The sequence below is a fragment of the Dolichospermum compactum NIES-806 genome, from assembly GCF_002368115.1.
Lineage (GTDB): Bacteria > Cyanobacteriota > Cyanobacteriia > Cyanobacteriales > Nostocaceae > Dolichospermum > Dolichospermum compactum.
In genome coordinates, this window is record NZ_AP018316.1 from 3,931,862 (window position 1) to 3,945,514 (window position 13,653).

The 13,653-nt window shown below is 36.1% G+C and carries 9 protein-coding genes; all 9 read left to right on the plus strand.

The features are described from left to right. The first annotated feature begins 88 nt into the window (after positions 1-88). Positions 89-1,819 (plus strand): SDR family NAD(P)-dependent oxidoreductase, encoded by a 1,731-nt coding sequence (locus CA730_RS18500; protein WP_096669521.1) that lies wholly within the window; start codon positions 89-91, stop codon positions 1,817-1,819. 300 nt (positions 1,820-2,119) lie between these two features. Further along, positions 2,120-3,472 (plus strand): beta-ketoacyl [acyl carrier protein] synthase domain-containing protein, encoded by a 1,353-nt coding sequence (locus tag CA730_RS18505; RefSeq protein ID WP_096669522.1) that lies wholly within the window; start codon positions 2,120-2,122, stop codon positions 3,470-3,472. A 4-nt stretch (positions 3,473-3,476) separates the two neighbouring features. Next, positions 3,477-6,791, plus strand: coding sequence for a PfaB family protein (locus CA730_RS18510; RefSeq protein WP_096669524.1), 3,315 nt, complete (start codon positions 3,477-3,479; stop codon positions 6,789-6,791). Positions 6,792-7,034: 243 nt separating this feature from the next. Next, positions 7,035-8,702, plus strand: coding sequence for a PfaD family polyunsaturated fatty acid/polyketide biosynthesis protein (locus tag CA730_RS18515; RefSeq protein ID WP_096669526.1), 1,668 nt, complete (start codon positions 7,035-7,037; stop codon positions 8,700-8,702). Positions 8,703-8,704: 2 nt separating this feature from the next. Beyond that, entirely contained in the window at positions 8,705-10,219 is a 1,515-nt protein-coding gene (locus CA730_RS18520) for a thioester reductase domain-containing protein (RefSeq protein WP_096669528.1), read from the plus strand. A 185-nt stretch (positions 10,220-10,404) separates the two neighbouring features. Continuing rightward, positions 10,405-11,196 carry an SDR family NAD(P)-dependent oxidoreductase gene (locus CA730_RS18525; RefSeq protein ID WP_096669530.1) on the plus strand — a complete coding sequence of 264 codons (792 nt, stop codon included), beginning with the start codon at positions 10,405-10,407 and terminating at the stop codon, positions 11,194-11,196. An 84-nt stretch (positions 11,197-11,280) separates the two neighbouring features. Beyond that, positions 11,281-11,871, plus strand: a complete 591-nt coding sequence (locus tag CA730_RS18530) for a Uma2 family endonuclease (protein ID WP_053537790.1) — start codon at positions 11,281-11,283, stop codon at positions 11,869-11,871. 588 nt (positions 11,872-12,459) lie between these two features. Beyond that, positions 12,460-12,804, plus strand: coding sequence for an AccI family restriction endonuclease (locus CA730_RS18535; RefSeq protein WP_269076482.1), 345 nt, complete (start codon positions 12,460-12,462; stop codon positions 12,802-12,804). Positions 12,805-12,810: 6 nt separating this feature from the next. Beyond that, a partial coding sequence (locus tag CA730_RS25235; protein WP_197705458.1) for an Eco57I restriction-modification methylase domain-containing protein occupies positions 12,811-13,653 on the plus strand: 843 nt, incomplete at its 3' end.

A 13,653-nucleotide genomic window follows, 5' to 3' on the forward strand; every position in this document is an offset into this window, starting at 1 on the left:
GAAGAACACGAAGGAAGAAAAGAAGAAGAGAGGGATGATTTTTTCGATTTAGATTCTGTTTGATATTTTGATTTTTACGTGAGGATTTATGACTGTAACTGTTCAAGTTAGCCCATCTTCTGTCTTTGTTGTCAGTGGTGGGGCAAAGGGAATCACTGCTCAATGTACGATTAAATTAGCTCAACATCAACGTTGTAAATTTATTCTTTTAGGTCGTTCGGAAATTACCACAGAACCAGAATATGTTCATGATTGTGTGGAAGATTCGGCTTTGAAAAAGCGCATTATGGAAAATTTGATTTCTCAAGGTGAGAAACCAACACCCATGATGGTACAAAAGATATTTAATCAAATTAATTCTAGTCGAGAAATTAAGAAGACTTTAGCAGCTATTGAAGCGACAGGAGGAACGGCTGAATATATCAGTGTTGATGTCACTGATACTGTGAATTTGCAAGCTAAATTACAAGAAGTTTCTCAAAAGGTTGGGCAAATTACTGGCATTATTCACGGTGCTGGTAACTTAGCCGATAAGTTAATTGAAAAAAAGACAGAAGATGATTTTGAGAAGGTTTACACTGCTAAAGTTCAGGGTTTAGAAAATCTCCTCAATTGTGTTAATCCTCAGCAATTACAACATTTAGTATTGTTTTCTTCCGTGACTGGATTTTATGGTAATATCGGTCAGAGTGATTATGCTATAGCGAACGAAATTCTCAGTAAATCAGCCCACTTAATGAAACAATATAACCCCAATTGTCATGTAGTCGCAATTAATTGGGGTGGTTGGGATAGTGGCATGGTGACACCACAATTAAAAAAAGCATTTGCAGAACGAGGAATTAGTATTATTCCCGTAGAAATTGGCACACAAATGCTAGTTAATGAACTACATCCAGCTTATCAAGATTATCCACAAGTTGTAATTGGTAGTCCCATGAAACTACCACCTACTCCTTTAGGTTCAGAACTTTGTAGCTATCGCATTCGCAGACGAATGACATTAGCAGAAAATCCATTTTTACACGATCATACAATTGCAGGTTCACCAGTTTTACCAGCCACCTGTGCTAAATCATGGATGGTTAATGGCTGTGAAGAAATCTATCCAGGTTATACATATTTTAGTTGCCAAGACTTCAAAGTTTTAAAAGGAATTACCTTTAATTCTACCTTAGCTCAAGAACATATTCTAGAAATCAAAGAAGTCTCTAAGGTAGATGGTGATTTTGTCGAATTTCAAACCAAAATATTGAGTAAAACCCCCGAAGGAAAAACTCATTATCACTTTAGTTCTCTGATAAAACTGGTAAAAAATATGCCAGAAGCACCCATTTATGAAGCAATGGATCTCAGAGAAGATAATATCGTCACTGATACAGCCAAAGACTTCTATCAAAATAGTGACTTATCCCTATTTCATGGTCCAGCTTTCCAAAAAATTACCAAAGTTTTAAATATTAGTTCAGAAAAACTCACAGCCGAATGTTGTTGGCAAGAAATCACAGCCAAAGAACAAGGACAATTCCCTGTCAAATGGCACAACCCCTACATTATTGACTTGAGTACCCAAACATTATGGTTATGGTTAAACTATATCCATAAAGAAGTTTGTTTACCAGGACAATTAACATACTGTGAACAATACTTAGCAGTACCATTTAACGTCCCATTTTATGTTTCCTGTGAAATCATAGCCAAAACTGACACAGGTGCAACAGTCAACTTCATTATTCACAATCGTCAAGGAAAAATCTACTCCAAAATCTTAGGAGCAAAAGCCGTAATTTGGCCAATGAAAATGTTAAATAAAAAGTAAGAATCTAAATCCAGTAGGTTGAGTAGAACGAAGTGTTCGCGTAGCGTGCCGAAGGCATAACCCAACATTTCTAAACCTTTTTTGGGTTTCCTTCCGTCAAACCAACCTACAATTTACTTTCTTTCTTCTTTCTTCTTTCTTCTTTCTTCGTGTTCTTCGCTCCTTCGTGGTTAATTTCTCTTAATTATCTTCCTGCGTCCATAAATCCGTAAACATTGGGGAATCGCGTAAATCCTAAATAACATAGGGAAAAGAGTAAATAATATCTCCTTCCCTCACCCCCCAATGAGGATTTCAAAAGTGGAAAAAATAGCAATCATCGGGTTATCTTGCCTATTTCCCGATGCTAATAATCCTGAAGAATTTTGGCAGAATCTCACAGCAGAAAAAGATTCCACATCATCTATAACTGTAGCGGATTTGGGAATAGATCCCGCTATATTCTACGATCCAAATAAAGGTAAACCGGAAAAATTCTACTTTCAAAAAGGTGGGTTTATCCGCAACTTTAAATTTGATGCCAAAGAGTATAACTTACCTGAAGCATTTCTTGAAAGCTTAGATAATACCTTTAAATGGTCATTGTACGCTGCTAAAAAAGCCATTGTCCAAAGTGGTTATTGGGGAAATCAAACTGCACTTGCAAAATGTGGCGTAATTTTAGGAACTCTGGGATTACCAACCAAAGCTTCCAATCAATTATTTGCTCCTATTTATCAGCAAAATATTGAACCTGCAATTGGTGAACTCTTACAGGAAAAATACTTTCGTTTAGGTGGTTCATTAACCTCTCAAAAAGTCTCTCCATACAATGCTATGGTTTCCGGTTTACCTGCTGCTATAGTTTCTAAAGCATTTTCTCTCTCTGCAACTCACTTCTCCATAGATGCTGCCTGTTCCTCATCATTTTATGCCATTAAATTAGCATCCCATTATCTCCAATCTGGCAAGGTGGATTTAATGTTAGCTGGTGCTATTAGTTGTTCAGATCCTTTATTTATCAGAATGTTATTTTCTGGTATTCAAGGATATCCAGATAATGGCATTAGTCGTCCTCTAGACAAATCATCACGTGGGTTAATTACCTCCGAAGGAATTGGGATGGTAATGCTCAAAAGATATAGTGATGCTGTGAGAGACGGAGACAAAATATTAGCAACAATTTGCGGTAATGGTTTATCTAATGATGGTAAAGGGAAACATCTTCTTAGTCCTAATCCTCAAGGGCAAACTCTCGCATATCAAAGAGCTTATTCTGAAGCTAAACTTAACCCCCAAACTATTGATTATTTAGAATGCCACGCCACCGGTACTCCATTGGGAGATACCACCGAATGCAACTCAATTGAAGAATTTTTTAGTCCATATAAAGCAGCGCCATTAGTAGGTTCAACAAAAACAAATGTTGGTCATTTACTTGTGGCTGCCGGCATGGTGGGAATAACCAAGACAATTTTAAGTATGTCTCATGGTGTGATTCCTCCAACTATTAATATGACTCAACCTATCGGTTCTGAAAATAATGTTGTCTCTCCACAAAACATTGTCAGAACGCCGACTAAATGGCCAAGTCAAGAAAATAAAAAAGTAGCTTTAAGTGCGTTTGGTTTTGGTGGAACAAACTCTCATATCATTCTAGAACAGGGGAATTAAGCAAATGAATATTCAGCAAAATAAGACTGCAAAAATGGCAATTGTGGGCATGGATTCTTTTTTTGGGGAATGTCAAGAATTAGATGCCTTTGAGAGCAGTATTTATGACGGAAAACAGCATTTTATTCCTCTACCAGAACAAAGATGGCATGGTATTAATGAACAAGAAACTTTACTGCGAGAGTACGGTTTAGAAGCTGAAAAAGTCCCCCAAGGAGCGTATATTAATAATTTTGAAGTTGATACCTTAGCTTACAAAATCCCTCCTAATGAAGTTGAAAAAATCAACCCCCAACAACTTCTATTATTAAAAGTTGCTGACCGCGCTCTCAAAGATGCGGGAATTTCACCTGATAGTAACGTAGCGGTAATTATCGCCGCAGATACAGAATTATCTGTACACCAACTCCAGCAAAGATGGAATTCATCTTGGCAAGTTAAAGATGGTTTGAATGGTGCAGAAATCGCTTTATCACCAGAAAAAATTAATCAATTAGAAAGTATTGTTCAAGATAGTATCCACAATCAAGTTGAACTGAGTGAATATCTCAGTTACGTTACCAACATCATGGCTAGTCGGATTTCCTCTTTATGGAATTTCTCTGGACCATCTTTTACAATTAGTGCCGTCGAAACAGCCGCTTTCAAAGCTTTAGAATTAGCACAAATGCTGTTAGATACTAATGAAGTAGATGCTGTAGTTGTGGGTGCTGTTGACTTAGCAGGAGGTGTAGAAAATGTCTTATTGCGAAGTCAATTTGGCAAAATTAATACAGGAGTCAATACCTTAAGTTTTGATGAGAAAGCTAATGGTTGGAATGTGGGAGAAGGTGCAGGTGCAGTTGTTCTTAAACGTCATGATACAGCGTTAGCAAATAATCAACGTATCTATGCAGTAATTGATGGTATTAGCATTGGTCAATCTTCCTCAATGGCTGTAGATAGCCATACCATTACTCAAGTCTGTCAACAAGCTTTTCAACAAGCCGGCATTGAACCCATAAAAGTCAATTATTTGGAAGTCTGCGCTAGTGGTATTCCCACAGAAGACGAAGCTGAAATTAACGGTATCCTCCAAGCTTATCCCTCAGTGGGAGATGGTTTACACTGCGCCATAGGTAGCGTTAAATCCAATATTGGTCATACCTTCGTTGCGTCTGGAATTGCCAGTTTAATTAAAACTGCACTGAGTATTTATCACAGATATATTCCTGGAACTCCCAATTGGTCTGGTGTCAAAACACCGCAAGTATGGGAAGGTAGTCCTTTTTATGTTGCTACTGAGTCTAGACCTTGGTTTTTGCAAAAAGAAGTCAAATCTCGAATTTCTGCAATTAATAGTATTGGTTGTGATGGTTCTTTTGCCCATATCATTTTATCAGAAGAAACCCAACAACCAGAACGCACCAGCAAATATTTAGAATCCAGACCTTTGCATTTATTACCCATTGCCGCAGATGATCAATCTAGCTTATTAGCAGCATTGGATCATTTGCAAGCAACAATTGAAAATACTGATTCTCTCAAAGATATTGCTAGTCAAACTTTTGTTAAATTTCAGCAAAACTCTGACAGTAAATATACACTTTCCCTAACTGGACGCAACCAAAAAGAATTAATTAAAGAAATTAATTCTGCCAAAAAAGGTGTAACTAATGCCTTTACAAATGGCAAAGATTGGCAAACTCCCATAGGTAGTTATTTTACACCAAAACCACTGGGTAAAGATGGAGAAATTGCCTTTATTTATCCCGCTGCTGTTAATACTTATTTAGGTATTGGTAGAAGTCTTTTCCGTCTATTTCCTAAAGTTTTTGATGATGTCATTATCAAAAGTCTTTACGAACGAGCAGCAGATGTTGAAAAACTTGTATTTCCGAGAAGTTTGAGTAAATTGTCAAATCGACAATTAGAAACATTAGAAAAGAAATTGTTGGATGATTCCTGGGCAATGTTTGAAGCAGAAGTGCTTTTTACCAGATTAATTTCCACAATTATCATCGAGGATTTTAACATTAAACCTAAATATATTTTCGGATATAGTTTAGGTGAAACTAGCATGATGGTTGCTCAAGGAGTATGGAGCAATTTTTATGAAGTTAGTCATACCTTTAATTCGTCAGCTTTATTTGGAGATAGATTATCAGGTCAAAAAAATGCTGTTCGTGAGTATTGGGGACTACCAAAAACTGACACAATTTCAGAGAATAAGTTATGGGCTAACTATGTTCTCATGGCGACTCCAGACCAAGTTAGAGAATGTTTAAAAACCGAAACTCGCGTTTACTTGACACAGATTAATACAGCAGAAGAAGTATTAATTGCCGGAGAACCAGCAGCTTGTGAGCGAGTAATTAAAACCCTGGGTTGTAATTCTTTTCCTGCTCCTTTTGATCATGTGATTCATTGTCAAGCAATGCAATCAGAATCTCAAGAACTAGAAAAATTATACACTATACCAGCGCAAAAAATACCAGTAATTAAGTTTTATTCTGCGGCTGAATATCAATCAATTGAACTTGATAGCCAAGAAATTGCTCACAATATTGCTACAGGATTATGTCAACAACTCGACTTTCCCCGCTTAGTTAATCGCGTCTATGGTGACGGAGCAAAAATATTTATTGAAGCCGGTGCAGGTGGTATTTGTTCACGCTGGATAGATAAAAATTTAGGTAATCAAGAACATCTTACCGTATCCCTCAACCGACGCGGCACAGATGACCATAGTTCGCTAATTAAAGCATTAGCAAAACTATTGAGTCATCAAGTAAATTTAAACCTCTCTCCTTTATATAACCTATCCTCAGAAAATACCAAACACAAAAAAGCTGCGCTGAGGAAAGTTACATTAGGTGGTAATTCCATGACTTCTGCAATTTTAAATGCAGAAAATCGCCAAATCTTTGCTAATAACCAAAAGCAACCATTTTCTACTCATCAAGAGTATAAAATTATCAATTCCCTACAGACATCGGAGAAAATAGCACCCACAGAGATTTACCCCAAACCCCAAACCAAGCTACAAAAAAATACCATGAAAACTATCATGGAGAACGGTTTGGAATTGTCAAAGAAACTAAAATTCTTTGAGTCAACAAAAATCCTAAAGCCCAACATAAATCAAGAATCTGGTGAAAAAATTAGCATGAATGATTTAAAAAAAGCTCAGTATCAAAACTTAAGTAACAATACTGCTAAATTAACCAAAACCCACACAAACTTCTTAGCAGCTAGACAGGATTTTAGTCAGCAAATGAGCGAAATTATTCAATTGCAACTAGCTTGCGCTCAAAACTTACTCAAGGAAGAGAAATAATTCACTTAGTGTTAAGTGTAAAACTCTTTTTTAACCTTCGCGCAGCGTGGCGTTAGCCATACCACAGAGGCACAGAGGACACAGAGGGAAGAAAAAATGCTTAACTGAACTGTATTCAGAAATAGCCTGAAAATTACACTGAGATGTAAAAATATTAACGCTCTTTCTCTGTGCCTCTGCGCCTCGGCGTGAGCTAGATTCTTCATTTCACATCCTTTGCTTATAAATTGAGGAATAATTACCGTGACAACAATCGAGACGGTACTAAATAAACACGATAATGGACTTGGATTTTTCACCTGTAATCATCAAAACCAAATTTGGAAAGGTTCATTAGATTGTGTGAGCTTTGAAAAAAGTGCCATCAAAGATAAACTATTAACTTTAGATCAACCTTGTCATATTATTAAAATATCAGGGAAAATTGGTGCTACTAATGATGGTTATTTAGCACCTACTGATAATGGTTCTTCTGGACAAGCAGAACTTTTAATCTCACTACCTCCCCTGCGATTACAACAACTTGGCGACCCTAGTTTTCTCGCTGCTTATGGTGTAAAATATGCCTATATGACAGGAGCAATGGCTGGTGGTATTGCTTCCGAAGAAATGGTAATTGCACTCGGAAAAGAGAAAATTTTAAGTTCCTTTGGTGCAGGTGGTTTACTTCCAGAACGCTTAGAAACTGCGATTAATAATATCCAACAAGCATTACCTAATAGACCTTACGCTTTCAATTTAATTCACAGTCCTAACGAACCAGCTATTGAACGCCGCGCTGTAGATTTATATCTGAAATATGGTGTCAGAACAGTAGAAGCATCAGCATTTTTAGACTTAACTCCTAACATCGTTTATTATCGAGTTGCTGGGTTAAGATTAAATGCAGCTAATCAAATTGATATCCGAAATAAGGTAATAGCTAAAGTTTCCCGTCGAGAAGTTGCCACTAAATTTTTACAACCGGCACCGGAACGAATTCTCAAAGAATTACTTCAGCAAGGACTAATTACAGAATTGCAAGCTAATTTGGCGAGACAAGTGCCAATGGCTGATGATATTACCGTTGAAGCCGATTCTGGTGGTCATACAGATAATCGTCCTTTAGTATGTTTATTACCTTCAATCATTGCCCTCAGAGATGAAATTCAAGGGCAATATAATTACTCAGTTCCTATTAGAGTGGGAGTTGCTGGAGGTATTGGTACACCAGAAGCAGCACTAGCTGGTTTTATGATGGGCGCCGCTTATATAGTGACTGGTTCAATTAATCAATCTTGTGTTGAATCTGGTGCTTGTGAACATACTAAAAAGTTGTTAGCACAAGCAGAAATGGCAGATATGACAATGGCTCCCGCAGCCGATATGTTTGAAATGGGAGTCAAATTGCAAGTTCTCAAACGGGGGACAATGTTTCCCATGCGAGCGCAAAAATTGTATGAGTTATATCGCACTTACGACTCTATTGAACAGATTCCCACAGCAGAAAAAGAGAAGCTAGAAAAACAAATTTTCCGTAAAAGTCTTGCGGAGGTGTGGGAAGGTGCAGCGGCTTATTTATCCCAAAAGAATCCTGAAAAATTGGGTAAGGCTGTTAATAATCCTAAATTGAAAATGGCTGTCATCTTTCGTTGGTATTTAGGATTATCTTCCCGATGGTCTAGCACTGGTGAAAAAGGTCGGGAAGTTGATTATCAAATTTGGTGCGGGCCAGCTATGGGTGGTTTCAATGACTGGGTGCGTGGTTCATATTTGTCAGAATATAATCAGCGTCATGTTGTTGATGTTACTGACCAAATTATGAGGGGGACAGCATTTTTATATCGTAGTCACAGTTTAAAAATGCAGGGTTTACAAATGCCTGCTTATTACAGTCAATATCAACCAATTCGTTCTACATTGGAGAAGTAAAAATGAGTTTAAAACAGTCTTGTACTTCTGAAAGTATTCAATCATTTCTAGTTTCCCATCTCGCGGAAGTTGTCGGAGTTGAAACCGCAGAAATTGATGTTGATGAAAACTTAGAAAATTATGGTTTGGATTCTGCTCAAGCCATGATGATCATTAGTAAATTAGAGGAATTACTAGGTTTTAAACCTTCTCCTATTTTACTTTGGCATTATCCTAATATTGCGGCACTTTCCCAACGATTGTCAGAAGAATCTAGTGATGGTTCTCAGCTACAAGATGCAGGTTCAAGCACAAATTCCCCTGTTAGTTTTGCTCCTCCTCTTCTAGATTTGGCTGCGGAAGCTGTTCTAGACCCCACTATTCAACCCATAGGCATTGCTGTTTCTGTTACTAACCCTAAAAACATCTTTTTAACCGGGGGAACAGGTTATTTAGGGGCTTTTATTATCAAGGAATTACTAGAAGTATCGGACGCAAATCTTTATTGTTTAGTCCGTGCTGATAATGTAGAAGCAGGGAAGAGCAAATTAGCAAGTAATTTGCAACAATATGGTATTTGGAAAGATGAATATAGTAGCCGAATTATCCCCATTATTGGGGATTTAGCACAGCCAAATTTAGGTATTAATGCAGAACAATTTCAAAATCTAGCTGCTAATATTGATACTATTTATCATAGTGCAGCTTTACTGAATTATGTTTATCCTTACTCAGCATTAAAAACAGCGAATGTTTTGGGTACACAAGAAGTTTTGCGTTTGGCTTGTCAAACTAAAGTTAAGCCATTGCATTATGTTTCTAGTGTGGCTGTTTTTGAATCCAGTGCTTATGCTGGTAAGCTAGTTAAAGAAGATGATGATTTTCATGACTGGGAAGGTATTTTCCTCGGTTATTCCCAAACTAAGTGGGTGGCAGAAAAATTAGTGAAAATTGCTGGTAGTCGAGGATTACCTATCACTATTCATAGACCTCCTTTAATTTCTGGAGATAGCCAAACCGGGATTTGTAATACCCATGATTTCATAAATTTGATGATTAAAGGTTGTCTACAAATGGGTTCTTTCCCTGATGTAGATTATATGTTAGATATGTCTCCTGTTGATTATGTGAGCAAATCTGTTGTTTATCTTTCTCGACAAGAAACATCTGTAGGTAAAGCTTTCCATTTACAACATCCTCAACCTGCTTCTTTAAAATCTTTAGTTGATTGGGTGCGTTCTTTTGGATTTTCACTGAAGATGATCCCCTACGAAGAATGGCAAGCAGAGTTAATTAATAATGTCACATCTCAAGACAATCCTTTATATACTTTGCGTCCATTTTTACTAGAACGTTGGTCTGATGAACAAATCACCATTCCTGATTTGTATTTACAGGCCAGAAGACCAATTATCAGTTGTGAAGCAACTCTAGAAGCACTCAAAGGCAGTTCTATTGTTTGTCCGACCATTGATTCTCAATTGTTGATGACTTACACATCTTATTTAGTCCAGACTGGTTTCCTAAGTCTTGCTTGATATCACTTTTCGGTGAAGCTGCACATAATTATGAAATCCAGATTTTATTCGTATTTATCCGCGTTCATCTGCGGTCAATTATTCTGGAAATATTAATTATATGCAGCTTAATTTTTATTTGTTATAATGTAGGGATATTGGCAGGATTCATCAATGCCAATTCCAGCTAACTCAACTTTCTTAAAATGAACATAAAATGTCAGGGAACAGTTTTTATCACTGGTGCAGCTAATGGTATTGGTTATCAGTTAGCTCGTATTTTTGCTCATAATAATTATAATCTAGTGTTGGTAGATAGACTAGAAGAAAAAATCACAAAAATAGCTGTTGATTTTGCAGAGGAGTTTGGAATTTCTGTTAAACCTATTATTAAAGATTTATCTATATCTACATCTCCTGAAGAAATTTTTACGGAGTTACAACAAGCTGGTATTAAAGTTGATATTTTGGTAAATAATGCCGGATTTGGTAATTATGGATTATTCAATGAAACCAATTTAAATAATGAGTTGGAAATGCTGCAAGTAAATTTAGTTTGTCTTACCCATTTAACTAAGTTGTTTCTCAAGGAAATGGTTAAACAAGGTTATGGGAAGATATTAAATGTTTCTTCTGCGGCTGCATTTCAACCAGGTCCCTTAATGGCGGTATATTTTGCCACTAAAGCTTATATTTTATCATTTTCAGAAGCGATCGCTAATGAATTAGAAGGTACAGGTGTCACCGTCACAGTTCTTTGTCCAGGTTCAACGGCATCTGCTTTTCATGAAAGAACCGGCATGGCAGATTCTAAAATGCTGAAGGGGAAAAATATGATGGATGCGGAAACTGTGGCTCAGATGGGCTATGATGCGTTAATGAGAGGAAAAACAATTGTTATTCCTGGTTTTATGAATAAATTGATGTCAAAATGTGTACGGTTTATTCCGAGAAAAATGGTCACAAAAATTGTCAGAAGTATGCAGGAAGAGAAGTAGGGGTTTAGGACTGCTGAACCGCCACAAAATTAGATCATGATAGAATCTTATTAATATCACAATTATTAACTCTGTGTTGATATTATGCAAACACAAACACGATACTACACCCCAGAAGAATACTTAGAACTCGAAGAACAAGCAGAGTATAAAAGCGAATATCGAGATGGAGAAATTATAGCTATGACTGGAGGAACAACAAATCATAATAAAATAGCTCTTAATTTCGCAGCTTCCTTAAAATACGGATTAAGAAAGAAAAACTATGACGTTTATATTGGTGATGTCCGCTTGTGGATACCGCGTTATCGTCAACATACATACCCTGATGTGATGATAATTCAAGGAGAACCTATTTATGCTACTGAAAATACTACCACTGTGATGAATCCTTTATTAATTGCTGAAGTTTCATCTAAATCAACTAGTAATTATGACCAAAGTGATAAATTCATGTATTATCGTTCTATACCTGAATTTAAAGAATATATTTTAATCAATCAATATCAATATCATGTTATGCAATATGTGAAAACAAATGATGGTAAATGGATATTCACAGAGTTAGAATCGGAATCAGATATTTTAACATTACAAACTATAGATTTTCAGATTGCTTTAAGTGAAATATATGAACAGGTAAATTTTACCCAAAGCAATGAAAATCAAGAATAATCATAATGTATCTTTGATATCCTGTAATTGCTGTTACACTGATTTGCCGGGAAAATCTATTAGATATAGAATGTTGCATATGGTATTGCTGAATTGAGGTATGAAATTCCCAAATTGAACCTTGAAAACTTTTACCTTTACCTTTACGTCTTTGCGCCTTGACGTGAGACTAAAATTCATACCCTTAATCAGCAACGCCGAATTTTGCATATTTAATCAATACCTTGTCCGTTTTTTCCAGGTTGGGTTAAGCGACAGCGCAACCCAACGCTTATGTTAGGTTTCATGCTAATTGCTCCGCAACGCTAACGCGAACAACCCAACCGACGAATCAAGGCTAGGTTTTTCCTAATCTGTAGGTAGGATGGGTTATAATGGGTTAATGCGAGAAAAAACAATTGTTATTCCTGGGTTTATGAATAAAATGATGTCAAAATGTGTCCGGTTTATTCCTAGAAAACTCGTCATAAAAATTGTCAGAAGTATCCAGGAAGACAAGTAAGCAGGTGAGCAGAAAAGCTGTTTTCGTTTTGTAGGGTGCGTTAGGAAACGCACCTTATTTAGGTATAACAAGAAGATCGGATTCCATTGCATAGATGGCAAATGGAAAATAACATTCCTATCCATATTTGGCACGTTTTTTTTGATAAAGCTTATGGTTTATGTCTTGATCAAGCTGAACAACTTATAAAAGAAGGTTTAATTGAGCCAACAATTCAAACCTTTCAAGCTCCAGGTGGAGCAACAACTAAAAAAGCTATTTACAAATTTTATTACCATTATGCTTATCCTCTAGGGATTTCCACAGAGAAACCTACTTTAGTACCTGATTATATCGAAGATAAAAATGGACATATTTTGCCTTATGTAAAATTTGTAGGAGGCTCACTTAAGATTGCCCAGAACGCCTTAAAAATACTCAATAACCTTTAATAAATTATGATTCATCAAAAACTACCTAATAACTGGCAAGAAAGAGAAAAATTACGTGATAAAGGTCAATTCTGGACACCAGAATGGGTGACAAAAGCGATGATTTCGTATATAGTAAAAGACACGGATTTGGTGTTTGATCCTGCTGCTGGAAAAGGAGCTTTTTTAAATGCTTTATTACAAATAAATCCCTCTATTAATTATTATGGAATTGATATAGATAAATATGTTTTAGAAGATGAAATTTATCAAAAAAATAGTTGCTTTGTAGAATTACGTGATTTTATCAAAAATCCTCCACAGAAAAAGTTTAACGCAATTATAGCTAATCCACCTTACATCAGACATCACCGAATTGATGAAAAGATGAAACAATTTCTAAAAGAGCTTTTTATAAAAATTACAGGTTTTACAATTGATGGTAGAGCAGGTTATCATATTTACTTTTTTGTGCAGGCGTTAAATTTACTTGATAAAAATGGTAGATTAGCTTTTATCATGCCTGCTGATACTTGTGAAGGAATTTTTGCTCAAAAACTGTGGCAATGGATTACTAAAAATTATTGTCTTGAATGTGTTGTTACATTTCATGAAAATGCGACACCTTTTCCCAAGGTTGATACCAATGCAATCATTTTTTTTATTAAGAAATCTGAACCTGTCCAGATAATTAAATGGATAAAGGCAAATGAAGCCAATGAGGAACTTTTTAATTTTGTTAAATCAGACTTTAAAGATACAAATTATATAACTCTGGAAATTAATAATCGAGAGTTAAAAGAAGGATTAGCAACAGGTTTATCAAGACCCAAACAAAATCATTGTGATTTTAACAGGACTTACGCAACT